Below are 15,804 nucleotides of genomic sequence, written 5' to 3' on the forward strand. Positions count from 1 at the left end.
ACTGTTACCAGATATGAAACCGGAACATTTCTATTCGTGACGGAGCGCGCGACGTTGTCGCGCTTTTCATCCCAAGCCAAGCGCGACAGCGTCGCGCGGTCCTTTCCGCTTCAGCGGCCTTTCTCCAGCAAGTTCACCTTCAGGTTCTCCGCCCGGACGATGCAGTCCTCGATGGTCGTTCCGGTGACATTCACATGGCCCATTTTCCTGCGGCCTCGGGCGTGGTGTTTGCCGTAGAGGTGGAGGAAGCTTTCCTGGTCGGCGAAGACGGGTAGCCAGTCGGGGGCGGTTTTTTCGGCGGGCCACATGTCGCCTAACAGATTGAGCATGACGACCGGGGACAGCAGGCGGGTGGAGCCGAGTGGGAGGCCGCAGACGGCGCGGACCTGCTGCTCGAACTGCGAGGTGGCGCAGGCGTCGAGGGTGTGGTGGCCGCTGTTGTGCGGGCGGGGGGCCATTTCGTTGACGAGCAGGCTGCCGTCGGGGAGTTGGAAAAATTCGACGCCCATGATGCCCCGGTAGTCGAGGGCTTCGGCGACGTCCCGGGCGATGCGCTGGGCTTCTTCGGCGATCTCGTCGGCGACACGGGCGGGGACGATGGAGACGTCGAGGATGTGGTGGCGGTGACGGTTTTCGGCGGGGTCGTAGGTGGCGATGTTGCCGGAGGCATCGCGGGCGACCATGACGGAGAGTTCGCGCTCGAAGGGGATGAAGGCTTCGAGCACGGCGCGGCCGCCTTCGAAGGCGGTCCAGACTTCGGCGGGGTCTTCGCCGCCTTCGAGTTTGCGCTGGCCTTTGCCATCGTAGCCGAAGTCGGCGGTTTTGAGCACGGCGGGGGTGCCGATGCGTTTGATCGCGGTGGCGAGTTCGTTGGCATTCGAGACCACTTCGAAGTCGGCGCAGGGGATGCCGTTGGCGCGCAGGAAGTTCTTTTCGCGTTCGCGGTTTTGGCTGATCGCGACGGCGTCGGCAGAAGGATGGATCGGGATTTCAGAGCCGACCGCCTCGAGGGTGGCGCGCGGGATGTTCTCGAATTCGATCGTGGCGATGTCGGCGCGCGCGACAAATTCGGCGAGGGCTTGTTTCGAGTCGAAGGGCAGGTCAATGGCGTCATCGGCGACGACCATGGCGGGGGCTTCGAGGCCGCCGGTCCAGACGAGGGTGCGGTAGCCCATGCGGCGGGCGGCCATGCAGAACATGCGGCCGAGCTGGCCGCCTCCGATGATGCCGATGACGGCTCCGGGAGCGATGACGGACATGGTTTCAGGAAAGGGGGGGAAGCTCGGCGGCTTTGACGGTGTCGCTTTGCTTTTTGCGGAAAGCCTTGAGCTTGCCGAGCAGGGAATCGTCGTTTCCGGCGAGGATCGCGACGGCAAAGAGGGCGGCATTGATGGCACCGGCCTTGCCGATGGCGAAGGTGGCGGTGGGGATGCCGCCGGGCATCTGGACGATCGAAAGGAGCGAGTCCATGCCCTTGAGGGCCTTCGATTCCACCGGCACGCCGAGCACGGGAAGGTCGGTGATGGCGGCGGTCATGCCGGGCAGGTGAGCGGCGCCACCAGCTCCTGCGATGATGACTTTCAGGCCTCGGCTACGGGCGGATTCCGCGTAGCTGTAAAGTTTGTCGGGGGTGCGGTGGGCGCTGACGACTTCGGCTTCCCAAGCCACGCCGAGTTCTTCGAACGTGCGAGCTGCGTGTTCCATGGTGGGCCAATCCGAGGTGCTGCCCATGATGATTCCGACCGATGCGTCTGCCATGCGCGGAGCGTGGCGGGCGCGTCGCCGGGGGTCAAGCGACGGGAGGGTCGTCGGGCTTGTGTGCGACGGGGGGTGTTCTTTCGTGCTTTTGGTTTTTGGATTGGTGGGCTCTTTGGGTTCGGGTTTTCGAGGACGAGGGAGGAAACGCGGTGGTCTGGGGTGGGTTGAAGGTGGTGGGGTGGCTTGGGCTCTTTCGTTTGCGGCACGGGGGCGTGCCGCCTTCCAGGTGAGAAAAAAGGCCCTCGGGCCTTGCACGTGAGCTGCTTGGTCTCTATCCGCCCGGCCTCCTGCGACACGGCGAAGTTCTTTTCCTGCTGTCGTTCCAAGCCATTCGACCCACTCGACTTGTGATCGTTGACCTATTTAAGAAGCAGAGCGCCAATCTGAAGAACGACACCCTTTCCGGCCTGACGGTGGCGCTTGCCTTGGTGCCTGAGGCGATCGCGTTTTCGTTCATTGCCGGGGTCGATCCCCTGGTCGGCCTGTGGGCGGCGGTATTCATGGGCTTCATTACGGCGGCCTTCGGGGGACGACCGGGAATGATTTCCGGAGCGACGGGCGCGATTGCGGTGGTCGCCGGCAAGGCCGTCGAATACGGCGACAATCTGGGTGAGGGTCTCGGTCTTCAGTATCTCTTCGCGGTGATCATGCTCGCGGGAGTGATTCAGATTCTTTTCGGGGCCTTGAAGCTCGGTCGCTTCATCCGACTGGTCCCGCACCCGGTGATGATCGGTTTCGTCAACGGTCTGGCGATCGTCATTTTGATGGCGCAGTTCCCGTCATTCCGGGATCCCTCGACCGGCGAGTGGTTGCAGGGGTCGGCACTCGCGATCTTTGTCGGCTTGATCGTGCTCACGATGTTGATCATTCAGTTCTTTCCTAAGGTCACCAAGTCGGTGCCGTCGATTCTGATATCGATCATCAGCGTCGGGCTACTCGCGTTCTTTCTGTTCAAGGATACACCGACCGTCTCCAATGTGCTTGCTCAGGCGAAGGGGAATCCGGATGGAATTCTCAAGGGAACGTTCCCGTATCCTCATTGGCCGTCGTCGGTCGACTGGCTGGGTGATTGGAAGTTTCTACTGAAGACCGCGTTCATCGTCGCGATGGTGGGAATCATCGAGTCGCTGATGACCTTGCAGTTGATTGATGAGATCACCGAGACGCGCGGTCAGGGCAACCGCGAGTGTGCGGCGCAAGGTTCGGCCAACTTTCTTTCCGGGCTGTTCGGTGGCATGGGTGGTTGTGCGATGATCGGACAATCGCTGATCAACATCAAGTCGGGTGGCCGTGGTCGTGCTTCAGGGATTGTCGCGGCACTGGCGTTGACGATTTTCATCGTGATCGGTGGACCCGTGATTCAGCAGATCCCGATCGCGGCGCTTGTCGGGGTCATGTTCATGGTGGTGATCGGCACTTTTGAGTGGAGTTCATTACGGACTTTCGGGCGGGTGCCCTTGTCCGACATCATCGTGATTCTGTCGGTGACTCTGGTGACGATCATCATGCACGACCTGGCGACGGCGGTCTTCGTCGGGATCATCGTTTCCGCGCTGGTGTTTGCCTGGGAAAGCTCGCGTCACGTGCACATCCGTGTGGAGTCGGAGACCGAGGATGAGCGGATCTACTCGCTTGATGGCTTGCTGTATTTCGGTTCGGTGCGGGAGTTCAGCGACCACTTCCAAGCGAGGTCGGATTGTCAGAGCATCGTGATCGATTTCGCCCGCGCCCGGGTCTGTGACTTGTCGGGGATCGAGGCGATCAATGCGTTGACCGAGCGCTATCGTAAGGCTGGGAAAAAACTGCGACTGCGGCATTTGTCAAAGGATTGTCTGCGCATGCTGAATCGTGCGGATGCGCTTATTGATATCGAGGTGGCGGATGATGATCCGGAGTATCTCGTGGCGAGAATTTCGCCGCGTAGCTGAGTCTGGTGCAGCGTTCGGGAAGTGAGGGTGCATTCGGCGCGAGGAAAAAGGCCCGCGTCTTCCTTTTCCCCGATCGAAGATCGCACGCCTTCTTCCTCTCCATATTCTTTTCCGAGTGCACTCGAACTTTGCAAACGGTGCACAAGTGCTGTCGATTGGAACGCTGGCTTTAGCCGGCTATTCGTAGGTGAGTCCCTGCGTTTTGGGCGCTTGGGCTGCGGGGCCGGCTGAAGCCAGCGTTCCAGTCTTGGGGTGCTTCGTGCTGTGCAGGTGAGGGTAAGAGCAACTAGCATGTCGACTATGAAAGTCCTCCTCGCCTTTTTCCTCACTGCGGCTAGCTCTTTGGCGATCGATTGGTTGCCGCTTTGGTCGGGGGATGCGCCGGGTCCGGCACCCTTGCCAAAAGGGACTGAGGAAATCGGAGAGGGGCTGCGCTTGGGCCAGATCGAGCAACCGCAGTATGTGCTCCATCTTGCTCCAGAGGGGAAGCGCACCGGACAAGGCATCGTCATCTTGCCCGGTGGAGGATACACAATCCTCGCTGCGCAGCATGAAGGGGAGGATTACGCGAAATGGCTCAACGAACGCGGTATTACGGCAATCGTCGTAAAATACCGGGTGAGCAAGAATCCGGAGCATGGCTATGGTTTTCCGGTGCCATTCCTCGACGCACGCCGCGCGATCCGGACGATGCGAGCGAATGCCGATGCCTGGGGGGTGAAGAAGGATCAGATCGGTGTCATGGGCTCATCGGCCGGAGGCCACCTGGCGAGTCTTTGTGCAACGCGCTTTGCGGACACTTTTGAGGAAGAGGGAAAGGATGAAATCGACAGGCAGGACTGCCGTCCGGATTTCGCGGTGCTGATTTATCCGGTGATCTCAATGGATGAGCAGGCGCATGGCGGCTCCCGAAATCGCCTTCTCGGAAAGAATCCTTCGGCGCAAATGATGAAAAAAATGTCGACCGAGAAGCAGGTGAGCGCCGAGACGCCGCCCTGCTTTTTGCTTTCGACCTCAGACGATGGTGTCGACTGCCGGAACAGCCTGCTCTTCGCGATGGCCTGCAAGGAACACGGGGTGCCGATAGCGCTGCACATCTTCGAGAAGGGGGGCCACGGATACGGTCTCAAAGGCAAGGGCAACCTCGCCATTTGGCCGAGCTTGCTGGAGGCTTGGTTGAAGCGTTAAGGTGGCGCACACCTCCGGTTTGCGCCAAGTCGAGGCGGGTCGCCTCAACCACGGCCTGCTGCGGGCCGCAGCAGCTACGGTTATCGAGCCAGCGCCGCGAGAACTGCTTTTTGGGCGTGAAGGCGGTTTTCGGCTTGCTGGAAGATGGTGCCGGCGTGGGCTTCGAGGACTTCTGCGGTGATCTCTTTTTCCCGATAGGCGGGGAGGCAGTGAAGTACGATGTGATTCGTAGCAGCGTTTGCAAGCAGCTCGGCGTTCACCTGGTAGGGGCCGAAGGAGGCTTCCTTTTCGGTTTGTCCTTCTTCGCCCATCGAGAGCCAGACGTCGGTGTTGATGACATGCGCTCCGGCGACAGCGTCAGCGGGGATCGGTGTGACGCTGACATTGGGGGCATCGAGTTTTTCGAGAAACTCGGCGGGTGGTGAGTAGGCAAGCGGGCAGGCGATGGCGAACTCGAAGCCGAGGATCTTGGCAGCCCACATCCAGGAGATGGTCATGTTCGAGAAGCCGTCGCCGACCCAGGCGATCTTCTTTCCTTCCCAGCCGCCGAGCTTTTCCCGGATGGTCAGCAGATCAGCGAGGATCTGGCAGGGGTGCTCGTCGTCTGTTAGCGCGTTGATCGTGGGGATGCCGGAAAACTCGGCGAAGTCGACGACGTCCTGCTGGGCGAAGGTCCGGATGATGGCACCATGGACCATCCGTCCGAGCACGCGGGCGGTGTCCTTGATCGGTTCGCCGCGTCCGAGCTGGATGTCGTTCTTGGAAAGGAACAGGGCGGTGCCGCCGAGCTCGCGGATGCCGACTTCGAAGGAGACCCGGGTCCGGGTGGAAGCCTTGGTAAAGATCATCGCCCAGGTCTGGCCATCCAGGGGCTTGCCGTCGCGGCCCCGCTGCCGTTTGAGGAGTTCGGCGGAGTCGAGGAGGGTGATGAGCTCTTTGTCGGAGAGTTGTTCGATGGTGAGGAGATTTTTCATTGGTGGAGAGGAAGTGGTTTGGTGCTGCGGTTTTTGGGGGACAGGAGTGCGGTTTGGTGCTGCGGGCTTTGGGGAACAGGATTCAGGGGGCAGTGGTCAGAAAGGCAAAAGGCAAAAGGCAAAAGGCGAAAGGCGAAAGGCGAAAGGCGAGGACTCGCGGCAGCGTCTACTGTCTTTCTGATCCCTGAATCCTGACCCCTGTTCCCGAAGGCATGAATAATGAAAAGGCGTCTATGCATTCAGCTTTCGTTCGAGTGAGTCCATGAGGCCGTTGATCATGCGTCCAACTTCGCCGGAGTGTTCGAGAACCTGGTCGTGGGCGACTTCAGGAATGTAGTCGTAGCGGAGTGCGAGTGTGATCTGAGTCTCGAGTTCATTGAGTGAGCCACGGGCGATACCGAGGAAATGGAGATACTCACCTGTCGTGCGCCGGCCGTGCCCTTCAGAAATATTGGAAGGCACCGATGTGGAACAGCGGTTGAGTTGGGATGTCAGCGCAAACATCTCAACTTTTGGAAACGATAGAGCGATCGGGTGGACTTCGACGGCAAGGTCCATGGCTTTCTGCCAGACGATCAGGTCTCGGTAGTTCTTAACGTTCATGGTGGAGAGGGAGCGGTTTGGTAATGCGGGTTCTGGGGTGTCGGGTTTGCGGTTTGGTGCGGCGGGCTTTGGGGTACAGGATTCAGGGGGCAGTGGTCAGAAAGGCAAAAGGCAGAGGGGGGCGACAGCGCCTATTGGTGGTTCGGGCTTGGGGGTCAGGATTCAGGGGACAGCTGTCAGAAAGGCAAAAAGGCAGGGACTCGCGGCAGCGTCTACTGCCTTTCTGATCCCTGAATCCTGACCCCTGTTCCCCGAAGCTGGTCCAAGGTGCGGCGCACGATTTCAAGGGCCTGATCGATTTCTTCGGTGGTGACATTAAGAGGAGGGAGGAGCCGCAGGGTAGCAGGGCCAGCAGGCGGGGCGAGGAGGCCGGCTTTGAGAAGCTCCGAGGAGAGATGAATGGAGGGAAGCTTGCCTTCGGGGATATCCATCTTTTCGACAGCGAGTCCGATGCCTAACAGGAGTCCCTTGCCCCGGACTTCGGTGACGAGGGGATGGTTCCAAGAGGTGATGGTTTCCCGGATGTAGGTTTCCTGAGCCCGGACGTTTTCGATGAGATTCTTGTCGGCGATCTCCTTGAGCACGGCGAGCGAAGCGGCACAGGCGAGCGGGCTGCCTCCGTAGGTGGTGCCGTGCGAGCCGGGGCCCATGAGGGGGGCGATGCGGTCGGAGAGCCAGAAGCTGCCGATGGGGAAGCCTCCGCCCATGCCTTTCGCCCAGGAAATGCCGTCGGGTTCGATCTCGGGGGCGATCTCCCGCCAGGCCATGGGGTCGCCGCAGCGGCCGAAGCCGACCTGGACTTCGTCCATCAGCAGGAGAAGGTTGTGTTTCTTGCAAAGCGCGGCAACGCCTCTTAGGAATTCCGGAGTGGCGACATTGACGCCGCCTTCGCCCTGGATGGGTTCAAGGATGATCGCGACGGTTTCGGGTGCAAACGCTTTTGTTAGAGCGTCGAGATCGTTGAAGGGAAGGTGCCGGAAGCCGGTGGGCAGGGGGTCGAAGCCTTCCTTGACTTTGTCTTGGCCGGTGGCGCTGATGCCGGCGAGGGTCCGTCCGTGGAAGGACTGGTTGAAACTAAGGATCTCGTACCTCGGCGAGCCGTCGGCCTGCGGATGGGCGTGACCATGGCGCCGGGCGGTTTTGATCAGGCCGTCGTTGGACTCGGCACCGGAGTTGGAGAAGAAGACTTTCCCGGGGATCCTGACATGGTCCTCAACGATCAGCGTGGCGAGTTCCTCCTGCTGCGGGATGTGGTAGAGGTTGCAGCAGTGGATCAGGGTCGCAGCTTGCTTTGAAATGGCGTCGACCATGACCTTCGGCGAGTGCCCGAGGGCGCAGACGGCGATGCCGGAGCAGAAGTCGAGGTAGCTTTTGCCGGTATCGTCCCACACGCGGGTGCCCTCACCTTTGACGAGGGTGAGTGGGAAGCGGGCGTAGGTGGGTAGGATGTGGCTCATTTGGGGAAGCGGGATGTGTAGGTGGAAATGGGACGGAGTGCAAGACGTGGTGAAACGAGACGGATTTGGTGGTTTTCTCAGGTTTGAGGGATGGGAGAAGGCGATTTGGAGGGGCGGTCCGCCTGAAGGCGGGACTACGGACAGCTTGGGGCGGGCTTGTAGCTGGCAGAGGGGGAGCGGATGACTTGCCAGGTGGCCAGCAGGGTCAGGGTGGCACCGAGTAACTCGATGATGGTGAGGGATTCGCCGAAGAAGAGGAAGCCGCCGATGGCGGTGATGATCGGCAACAGCATCTGGATCGACGAGCCCCTCGCAACCGACAAAGTCCGGTAGGCGTGGGTCATCCACAGTTGGGCCACGGCCACGATGGCGGCGCCCAAGATCATGAGGAGGACGGCATTTCCGGGTAGGGAAAGGGTTGGGCCGACTGCTGGCCATGCGGCGAACATGGCGCTGGCAAAGCACTGCGAGGCGTAGATCGTGGCGGTGTGCTCGCTGTGCCTCAGTTGACGGATCAGCACGATCACAAGGCCGGCGGCGACCGCTCCGGCAAGCCCGAGGAGGTCATAGAATCCGGGTCCCTTCTCGAACTCGACCCCGAGGAAAACGATGAGGCCGACGAAGCCTGTGACCATCCACAGCCATGAGCGCAGCGGCAATTGTTCCTTCAACCACAGCGCGGCAAACAAGGAGCCGAACATCGGGTAGGTGAGGTTGATGATCACCGAACGGCCGGCACCGAGGTGGACGACGGTGAGGTAGAAGGCGAGAATTCCAAATCCGCCAAGCAGGCCGCGCAGGATCAGCAGCGGGCGGGTAAACATGTGGCGGAATTCAAGGCCTCGACCTTGGAAAAGGGCGCCGACGATGATCAGTCCGACGATGCCCCGGAACAGCGATGCGACCCAGCCGTCGGCGGCGGGGAAGTACATGCTCAAGCCGCGAATCAACAGCACGTTGACCGCGAAGAGCGCGACCGAGCCGAGCATCATGAGGATGCCGGACTTGTTGGACGGAGCGGATGTCATTGGAATGGGTGACGCCGTGCGAACTCCGGGAAACAAAAAACCCGGCGATCCGTGAACGGTGCCGGGTGGGTGGAGGTGTTCTCTTTGAAATCACATCACACGCAACCGGCAGTCACACGCCAAATGGCGAGGACTCGGAGACGAATGATGTGAAGTTTGTTGTTCAAGGCAGCGGGGTGATAGCGTGATGAGCGGGGGATGGGAAGGGGAAAGTTGTGTGGTGGCCAAGGTGCGGGTGGGTGCTTTGGGGGTAGGGAGCGGATGAGTGCTTCGGGCCTTGGGGAACAGGGGTCAGGATTCAGTGGTCAGAAAGGCAGAAAGGCAGGAGGGTCGCGAAAGCGTCTATTGTCTTTCTGACCACTGCCCCCTGAATTCTGTTCCCCAAAGCCGGAATGATGGGCGATGTTACGGCACCGCTGTCTTCTCCAGCACCATGTTGATCAGGGGAAGCGGGTCGGAGCCGTCGGCGGGGACGAGGCGGTGGCGGAGCACGGCGGGGAAGACCTGTTGCACGTGATCGGGATGAACCGCATTGGCGCTTTCGAGGAAGGCGGCGGCACGGGCTGCTTGCATCACGGCGAGTGAGGCGCGGACGGAGACGGAGGTATCGCTTCCGGAGAGGCGGCGCAGGCTTTCACAAAGAGAGGTGATGTAGGCGGCGATCGACTCGTGCAACGGGATCTCTAGTACTTCGTTCTGGAGGGCGAGGACTTCATCGGGGCGGATGAGAGCTTCGGTCGACGACTTGCCGTTGATCTCGCCCGAAGCGTGGTCCATCAGGATGCGCTGCTGGATTTCCTCCGATGGGAGGTCCATGCGGATGGAGAGCAGGAATCGGTCGAGCTGGGGTTCGGGAAGGGGGAAGGTGCCGTGGCGGTCGCTGTCGTTCTGGGTGGCGATGACAAAGAAGGGCTCGGGCAGTTGGCGGGTGACGCCGTCGAGGGTGACCTGATGCTCGTTCATGCATTCGAGCAGGGCGGACTGGACGCGCGGCGAGGTGCGGTTGATCTCATCGGCGAGCACGCAGTGGGCGAAGACCGGGCCGGGGATGAATTCGAAGTCGCCGCGGTCCATGCGGTAGAGCGAGTAGCCGAGCAGGTCGGCGGGGAGCAGATCGGGGGTGAACTGGACGCGCTTGAAGGTACCGCCGATGGAGGTGGCGAGGGTGTGGGCGAGCGAGGTTTTGCCGATGCCGGGAGGACCTTCGATGAGGGCGTGGCCTTTGGAAAGGAGAGCGGTGAGCAGCAGGTTGGTGGCATTTTCCGCACCAAGGACAGTGGAGGTGAGGCGGATGCGGAGTTTATCGATGGCGGGGCGAGGCATATGATTCAAATTCCAATGATCAATTTTCCAAATTCAAAACTCGGGGGGAGTCATGAGGTAACACCGGTGACGATGCGAATGGCTTCGGGGTAAATGCGGTGCTCCTCGATCTGAATGCGGGCGTGGAGGGTTTCGGCGGTGTCGTCGGGGAGAACGGGGACTTTGGCCTGAATGATGATGGGGCCGGTGTCCATGCCGCTGTCGACTTGATGGACGGTGCAACCGCTTTCGCTGGCGCCATCTTCGACCGCCTGCTGCCAAGCCATCAGGCCGGGGTAGGCGGGCAGCAGTGATGGGTGGATGTTGAGGATCCGGTCGGGGAAGGCATCGAGCAGGGGCTTGCGGACGAGGCGCATGAAACCGGCGAGGCAGACGAGTTCGACGCCGGCGGCCTTCAGCGCGGCAGCGGTTTCCCGCTGGGCTTCGTCGGGGTACTTCGACTTGAAGCCGCGGCAGTCGATGAGGGCGGTGGGAATGCCGTTCGTGCGGGCGCGCTCGAGGATGAAGGCATTCGGATTGTCGGAGAGGACCAGGGCGATTTCCGCGTCAAGCGAAGCGTCCTCGATGGCATCGAGGATGGCTTGCATGTTGGAGCCCGAGCCGGAACCGAGAATACCGATGCGCATGGGCGGGAGGTTCCGGGTGGGAGGCGTGGGGTGACAAGGGGAAACTTGGGTAGGGGGTGCGGTGGGCTTCGTCGGTGCTTCGGGCATTGGGGGACAGGATTCAGGGGACGGTGCTCAGAAAGGCAAAAGGCCGGAGGGTCGCGACAGCGTCCAATGTCTTTCTAATTCCTGAATCCTGCCCCCTGATCCCCAATGCCGGTGCAAGCCAACGGCTTCCTCTCTCCGACTTGAAACTTGGCACCTTTGATAAGGCTCGGCATGTTTCGCGCCATGCACGACCCGCGCGTTGATCAACTTGCCCGCCAGCTTGTCCGTTACTCGACCTCGCTCAAGAAGGGCGAGAAGATCCTCATTGATCTCTACGATGCTCCGGATTCGATCGGGCTGGCGCTCATTCGTGAAGCGCGGGCGAAGGGTGCGATTCCGGTGGTCAGGCTGAATCAGTCCCGCCTGACCCGTGAGATGCTGAAAGGTGCGACGGATGAGCAGTATGCGGTGATTGCAAAAGGTCTGATGGCCGAGATGAAGGAGATGGATGCCTACATCGCGGTGCGGGGCAGTCACAACATCGCCGAGACCAGCGATGTCGCGGCGCAGAAAATGCAGGTGGCGATGAAGCATTTGCGTCCGGTGCTCGACCGGCGGGTGAAGAAGACCAAGTGGTGCGTGCTACGCTGGCCAACGCCGTCGATGGCGCAGCAGGCCGGGATGAGCACCGAGGCTTTCGAGGACTTCTACTTCGATGTCTGTTTGGTGGACTACAAGTCGCTCGTTCCGGCGGCGACGGCGTTGAAGCGGCTGATGGACAAGACGGATCGGGTCGAGATCAAGGGGCCCGGGACGGATCTGCATTTCTCGATCAAGGGCATCCCGGCGGTGGTTTGTGCGGGGACCCACAACATTCCCGACGGCGAGGTTTTTACCGCGCCGGTGAAGAACAGCGTCGAAGGCGTGCTGAGCTACAACGCGCCGACGATCTATCAGGGCATCCCGTTTGACTCGGTGAAGCTGACTTTTGAAAAGGGCAAGGTCGTGAAGGCGGAGTCGCCGGGGAAGAACAAGGAGATCAACAAGATCCTCGATAGCGATGCGGGCTCGCGCTTCATCGGGGAGTTCGCGCTCGGCTACAATGCGGCGATCAAGCATCCGATGCGGGACATTCTCTTTGATGAGAAGATCGGCGGTTCGTTTCATTTCACGCCGGGCCAGGCTTACGAAGAGGCGGACAACGGCAACCGTTCGCAGGTTCACTGGGATCTGGTATGCATCCAGCGCAGGGACTATGGAGGGGGTGAGGTGTGGTTTGATGGGAAGCTGATCCGCAAGGATGGGGTGTTCCTGCCGAAGGCGCTGGCGAAGCTGAATGGGTGAGGCCTCGAGGTTTTTTCAGCGATCCCTCGAAGTCATCGCAACTTCCGGATCAAGCGATGGTTTCAGGAGGTGAATTCCTTGGGCGAATTGACGCCCAGGGAGGTTTCAGATTCTGCTGAATACCAACCGATAAACAACAACCATGAAATCCATACTCGCCGTGCTGGCCCTTGCAGCCCTCATCATTCCAGCCCAAGCGGAAGAAGGAAAAGAAGCACCCAAGAAGGGCGGCAATCCAGCCAAAATGCTCAAGAAGAAGGACACCGACGGCAACGGCACCCTCTCGCTTGAGGAATTTGTCAAGGGTGCTCCTGACGCCGACAAGGCGACCAAGGCATTCAAGAGAAAAGACAAGGATAGCGATGGCCAGCTGACGCTCGATGAGCTCAAAGCCAAGCCAGCGAAAGGTGCAGGGAAGGGTAAGAAGAAGGACGGCGAGTAATTCTCCCGTCTGATCGATTTTCATGGGGTGAGTGGAGAGATCCGCTCGCTCCATTTTTGTGATCAGGAGAGGCGAAACGAGTGCCCGCTTGGCATCGCGGCTTGCCAGAAGGGTCCTGCGGGTGCATGGGAAGGATCCATGTTTCGATCATTGATGGTTGTTGCGGCGATGATGGTGTCGATGGCCTCGGGTCAGACGTTCAAGCCGACAGGAGAGAAGCCGCCGACGCCGGCGCGGGAATTCCGCGGGGCCTGGGTGGCGGTGGTGCACAACATTGATTGGCCGAGCAAGAAGGGGCTTGCTGCCGGGACCCAGCAGGCGGAGGCGCGGGCAATTCTTGATCGGATGGCTTCGCTGAACATGAATGCGGTGATCCTGCAGGTGCGGCCGCATTGCGATGCGGTCTACGCGTCGTCCCGCGAACCCTGGAGTCCGTGGCTGACCGGGACGATGGGCAAGTCACCGGGCTATGATCCTTTGAAATTCTGGATCGACGAGGCACACAAGCGCGGGATCGAGCTTCATGCCTGGTTCAATCCGTTTCGCGCGCTTTCGAATGCGAGCCATCCAACGAGTTCGACGCATGTGGTGCGCTCGGCACCGCACATTACCAAACGCTATGGGAATCTGATCTGGTGCGATCCAGCGGCGAAGGAAACCCGCGACCGGGCGCTGGCGGCGATCATGGATGTGGTCAGGCGCTATGATGTCGATGGCGTGCATCTCGATGACTACTTTTATCCCTACCCGACAGGTGGGAATAATTTCCCCGATGGTCGGAGTCCGAGTCAGCGGCGTTCGGTCGTCGATGGCTTCGTGAAGGATCTCTACTCTCAGGTGAAGGCGACGAAGCGCTGGGTGCGGGTCGGCATTTCACCTTTCGGAATCTGGCGACCGGGCGTGCCGAGTGGGATCGAGGCGGGGATTGATTCTTACGAGCAGTTGGGAGCCGATGCGCGGAAGTGGCTGGCAAACGATTGGGTCGACTACTTGGCCCCGCAGCTTTACTGGCGCGATCAGCCGCGGAAACAGAGCTTTTCGGCCTTGCTCACTTGGTGGCGTCAGCAGGGAAGTCGCCCAGTTTGGCCGGGGATCGCGACTTCGCGGATCGGCAGCTCGGAAGACCCGGGGCGGCCAGCGAGCGAGATCATCAAGCAGATCGGACTGAGCCGGACCATCGGCCGCAACTGGGTCGGGCACATCCATTGGAGCGTGAAGGCGCTGATGCAGAACCGTGGCGGGATCAGCACGATGCTGGCGAAGAGCGGCTACTCGACACCTGCGCTGGTGCCGCCGATGCCATGGCTGAGCAAGTCGGGTCCACCCGCTCCGCTGGTGCAGGCGGAAGGAGCCGGTAGTGAGGTGAAGGTGCGTTGGAAGCTTGGCGAAGGCACCTCAAAGGTGGCGGTGATGGGACGTTTCGGCTCGAAGTGGCACATGCTGCGAGTGGTGCCGGGTCGCTCTTCGGGAGTGGATCTGAAGAATGGATCACGCGGGATGCCGGACAGCATTTCGATCAGTGCGGTGGATCGTTATGGCAGCTTGAGCAGCCCGGTGGTGCTGGCGAGATAGGAGGAGCGTCGCCCCCGTCGCTCAAGGGGAGAGCGGGCGATTTCATGGGGCTTCCCTGGTCCTTGGAGTGGCTGGATTCCTTGGAAAGGGACAGGCATTTTCGTGGGCATTTTCGTGCACTTTAGTCCCTCGGCTTTGCTGGCAGGTGTTCCGCCAGGGACTGCAAGTCCCCGCTCCTTGGGGCTTGCGGTCTTGGGAAAATGTTATAACATCCGTTTCAACATGACGATCGAAACCAAAGTCCGGAAGATTGGGAACTCGCTGGGGATCATTTTGCCGAAGGAAGCGCTTCAGGAGCTGAATGCGGCGGAAGGGACGAGCTTGTATCTGACCGAAGGGGTGGATGGAGGCGTGAAGCTGACCGTCGAAAAGCCGGGCTTCAAAGAAATCATGGAGATCGCTGAGGAAGGAATGCGAAGCTACCCGAATGCTCTTCGTGAGTTGGCGAAATGAGAGAACCGGTTTGGTTGCCAATTGAGGCGATTCTAGCGCTGCATGAACAATTGCTGGCGCGCTTTGGAGGTTCCGCCGGTGTTCGTGACAAGGGGATGCTTGAGTCGGCATTGGGTCGGCCGCAGCAACTCAGTCACTACGGCGATCCCTCGGTTTTTGCCATCGCGGCATCCTACGCTTTCGGAATCGTGAAGAATCATCCCTTTATCGATGGCAATAAACGAACCGGATTCATGGCTGCTTATACCTTTCTTGGCGTGAACGGCTACCGCCTCGTCGCTCCGGAAGAGGAAGCGGTGGTTCAGACGCTGGGTCTGGCGTCGGGGGCGATTGGCGAGGAGGATTATGCCGCTTGGCTGGAAGGCGGCAGCGAGCAGCGCTCGTGAGTCGCGACTTGTCGAGGGCGGGACAGCCGAGTAGGAACCCGGCGTGGTTGAGACCCGGATAGCCTATGCAGACGATCAGGAGATGAGTGAAGCCGTGAGCGAGGCGGTGGCCTTGCTCAAGGCTGGCGAGGTCGTCGCTGTGCCGACGGAAACGGTTTACGGGCTGGGGGCGGATGCCTTCAATGCCGAGGCGGTGGCCAAGGTGTTCGAGGCGAAGGAACGGCCGAGCTTTGATCCGCTCATCGTCCACGTGTCTTCGGTGGAAGAGTTGGCAGAGGTGGCGAGTATTCCTGCCGATGTGGAAAAGACGGTGCAAAAGCTGATTTCCGCGTTCTGGCCGGGACCGCTGACGCTGATTTTGCCGAAGTCGGACAAGGTGCCGGATCTGGTGACCAGCGGGCTGCCGGAGGTGGCGGTGCGGCAGAGCGGGCACAAGATCTTCCGCGAGATCGGCAAGCAGCTGGGCCGGCCGATCGCGGCGCCGAGCGCGAATCGCTTTGGCCGGATCTCGCCGACGGCGGCGAGCGCGGTGATGAAAGAGCTTGGTGGCCGCATTCCCTTGATCGTCGATGCAGGGGCTTGTCGCGAGGGTTTGGAAAGTACGATTGTTCGCGTAGAAGCGGGGGAGAAGCGGCCGATCCTTCACCTCCTGCGGCTGGGACCGGTGACGAAGAAGGAGCTGCAGAATTTCGGGC

The 15,804-nt window shown here is 60.6% G+C and carries 16 protein-coding genes; 8 read left to right on the forward strand and 8 right to left on the reverse strand.

Features of this window, described 5'->3' with window-relative positions; all coding sequences use genetic code 11:
* Positions 1-110: 110 nt before the first annotated feature.
* The gene (locus tag WBG04_RS00470) at positions 111-1,259 is read right to left on the reverse strand and encodes a 5-(carboxyamino)imidazole ribonucleotide synthase (protein ID WP_424312363.1); all 1,149 of its coding nucleotides are present in this window, start codon (positions 1,257-1,259) and stop codon (positions 111-113) included.
* 4 nt (positions 1,260-1,263) lie between these two features.
* Positions 1,264-1,758, reverse strand: coding sequence for a 5-(carboxyamino)imidazole ribonucleotide mutase (gene purE, locus WBG04_RS00475; RefSeq protein ID WP_424312364.1), 495 nt, complete (start codon positions 1,756-1,758; stop codon positions 1,264-1,266).
* 350 nt (positions 1,759-2,108) lie between these two features.
* Between purE and WBG04_RS00480 the strand changes: the two genes are divergently transcribed.
* Both WBG04_RS00480 and WBG04_RS00485 read left to right on the forward strand, forming a co-directional pair.
* On the forward strand, positions 2,109-3,686 hold the full coding sequence (locus tag WBG04_RS00480) for a SulP family inorganic anion transporter (RefSeq protein WP_424312378.1): 1,578 nt from the start codon (positions 2,109-2,111) through the stop codon (positions 3,684-3,686).
* A 300-nt stretch (positions 3,687-3,986) separates the two neighbouring features.
* A complete protein-coding gene (locus WBG04_RS00485; RefSeq protein ID WP_424312365.1) occupies positions 3,987-4,874 on the forward strand; it encodes an alpha/beta hydrolase in 888 nt (295 codons plus the stop codon).
* 80 nt (positions 4,875-4,954) lie between these two features.
* On the opposite strand, the gene argF is transcribed toward WBG04_RS00485, so the two are convergent.
* From argF to purN, 6 genes are all read right to left on the reverse strand, one after another.
* Complete coding sequence (gene argF, locus WBG04_RS00490; RefSeq protein ID WP_424312366.1) at positions 4,955-5,848, reverse strand: ornithine carbamoyltransferase; 894 nt, start codon at positions 5,846-5,848, stop codon at positions 4,955-4,957.
* 231 nt (positions 5,849-6,079) lie between these two features.
* Positions 6,080-6,451, reverse strand: a complete 372-nt coding sequence (locus WBG04_RS00495; RefSeq protein ID WP_424312367.1) for a four helix bundle protein — start codon at positions 6,449-6,451, stop codon at positions 6,080-6,082.
* A 212-nt stretch (positions 6,452-6,663) separates the two neighbouring features.
* Positions 6,664-7,908 (reverse strand): aspartate aminotransferase family protein, encoded by a 1,245-nt coding sequence (locus WBG04_RS00500; RefSeq protein ID WP_424312368.1) that lies wholly within the window; start codon positions 7,906-7,908, stop codon positions 6,664-6,666.
* Positions 7,909-8,042: 134 nt separating this feature from the next.
* The gene (locus WBG04_RS00505; RefSeq protein ID WP_424312369.1) at positions 8,043-8,936 is read right to left on the reverse strand and encodes a DMT family transporter; all 894 of its coding nucleotides are present in this window, start codon (positions 8,934-8,936) and stop codon (positions 8,043-8,045) included.
* A gap of 405 nt (positions 8,937-9,341) precedes the next feature.
* Positions 9,342-10,259: an AAA family ATPase gene (locus WBG04_RS00510; RefSeq protein WP_424312370.1), complete on the reverse strand. Its 918-nt coding sequence runs from the start codon at positions 10,257-10,259 to the stop codon at positions 9,342-9,344.
* A 50-nt stretch (positions 10,260-10,309) separates the two neighbouring features.
* On the reverse strand, positions 10,310-10,885 hold the full coding sequence (gene purN, locus WBG04_RS00515) for a phosphoribosylglycinamide formyltransferase (RefSeq protein WP_424312371.1): 576 nt from the start codon (positions 10,883-10,885) through the stop codon (positions 10,310-10,312).
* Positions 10,886-11,155: 270 nt separating this feature from the next.
* Between purN and WBG04_RS00520 the strand changes: the two genes are divergently transcribed.
* From WBG04_RS00520 to WBG04_RS00545, 6 genes are all read left to right on the forward strand, one after another.
* Positions 11,156-12,256: an aminopeptidase gene (locus WBG04_RS00520; protein WP_424312372.1), complete on the forward strand. Its 1,101-nt coding sequence runs from the start codon at positions 11,156-11,158 to the stop codon at positions 12,254-12,256.
* A 142-nt stretch (positions 12,257-12,398) separates the two neighbouring features.
* Positions 12,399-12,698, forward strand: a complete 300-nt coding sequence (locus tag WBG04_RS00525; RefSeq protein WP_424312373.1) for a hypothetical protein — start codon at positions 12,399-12,401, stop codon at positions 12,696-12,698.
* A gap of 138 nt (positions 12,699-12,836) precedes the next feature.
* A complete protein-coding gene (locus tag WBG04_RS00530) occupies positions 12,837-14,270 on the forward strand; it encodes a glycoside hydrolase family 10 protein (protein ID WP_424312374.1) in 1,434 nt (477 codons plus the stop codon).
* Between the two features lie 222 nt (positions 14,271-14,492).
* Positions 14,493-14,723, forward strand: coding sequence for an AbrB/MazE/SpoVT family DNA-binding domain-containing protein (locus tag WBG04_RS00535; RefSeq protein WP_424312375.1), 231 nt, complete (start codon positions 14,493-14,495; stop codon positions 14,721-14,723).
* Positions 14,720-15,109 carry a type II toxin-antitoxin system death-on-curing family toxin gene (locus WBG04_RS00540; RefSeq protein WP_424312376.1) on the forward strand — a complete coding sequence of 130 codons (390 nt, stop codon included), beginning with the start codon at positions 14,720-14,722 and terminating at the stop codon, positions 15,107-15,109. Before WBG04_RS00535 ends, WBG04_RS00540 begins: the two co-directional genes overlap by 4 nt.
* A gap of 43 nt (positions 15,110-15,152) precedes the next feature.
* A partial coding sequence (locus WBG04_RS00545; RefSeq protein ID WP_424312377.1) for an L-threonylcarbamoyladenylate synthase occupies positions 15,153-15,804 on the forward strand: 652 nt, incomplete at its 3' end.

The sequence above is a fragment of the Haloferula sp. genome (assembly GCF_049672945.1).
Classification (GTDB): Bacteria; Verrucomicrobiota; Verrucomicrobiia; order Verrucomicrobiales; family Akkermansiaceae; genus Haloferula.

Excerpts from the sequence above, each read along its gene's own strand:
- WBG04_RS00470 (WP_424312363.1), bottom strand. The coding sequence starts at position 1,259 with ATGTCCGTCATCGCTCCCGGAGCCGTCATCGGCATCATCGGAGGCGGC.
- purE (WP_424312364.1), bottom strand. The coding sequence starts at position 1,758 with ATGGCAGACGCATCGGTCGGAATCATCATGGGCAGCACCTCGGATTGG.
- WBG04_RS00485 (WP_424312365.1), top strand. The coding sequence starts at position 3,987 with ATGAAAGTCCTCCTCGCCTTTTTCCTCACTGCGGCTAGCTCTTTGGCG.
- argF (WP_424312366.1), bottom strand. The coding sequence starts at position 5,848 with ATGAAAAATCTCCTCACCATCGAACAACTCTCCGACAAAGAGCTCATC.
- WBG04_RS00495 (WP_424312367.1), bottom strand. The coding sequence starts at position 6,451 with ATGAACGTTAAGAACTACCGAGACCTGATCGTCTGGCAGAAAGCCATG.
- WBG04_RS00500 (WP_424312368.1), bottom strand. The coding sequence starts at position 7,908 with ATGAGCCACATCCTACCCACCTACGCCCGCTTCCCACTCACCCTCGTC.
- WBG04_RS00505 (WP_424312369.1), bottom strand. The coding sequence starts at position 8,936 with ATGACATCCGCTCCGTCCAACAAGTCCGGCATCCTCATGATGCTCGGC.
- WBG04_RS00510 (WP_424312370.1), bottom strand. The coding sequence starts at position 10,259 with ATGCCTCGCCCCGCCATCGATAAACTCCGCATCCGCCTCACCTCCACT.
- purN (WP_424312371.1), bottom strand. The coding sequence starts at position 10,885 with ATGCGCATCGGTATTCTCGGTTCCGGCTCGGGCTCCAACATGCAAGCC.
- WBG04_RS00520 (WP_424312372.1), top strand. The coding sequence starts at position 11,156 with ATGCACGACCCGCGCGTTGATCAACTTGCCCGCCAGCTTGTCCGTTAC.
- WBG04_RS00525 (WP_424312373.1), top strand. The coding sequence starts at position 12,399 with ATGAAATCCATACTCGCCGTGCTGGCCCTTGCAGCCCTCATCATTCCA.
- WBG04_RS00530 (WP_424312374.1), top strand. The coding sequence starts at position 12,837 with ATGTTTCGATCATTGATGGTTGTTGCGGCGATGATGGTGTCGATGGCC.
- WBG04_RS00535 (WP_424312375.1), top strand. The coding sequence starts at position 14,493 with ATGACGATCGAAACCAAAGTCCGGAAGATTGGGAACTCGCTGGGGATC.
- WBG04_RS00540 (WP_424312376.1), top strand. The coding sequence starts at position 14,720 with ATGAGAGAACCGGTTTGGTTGCCAATTGAGGCGATTCTAGCGCTGCAT.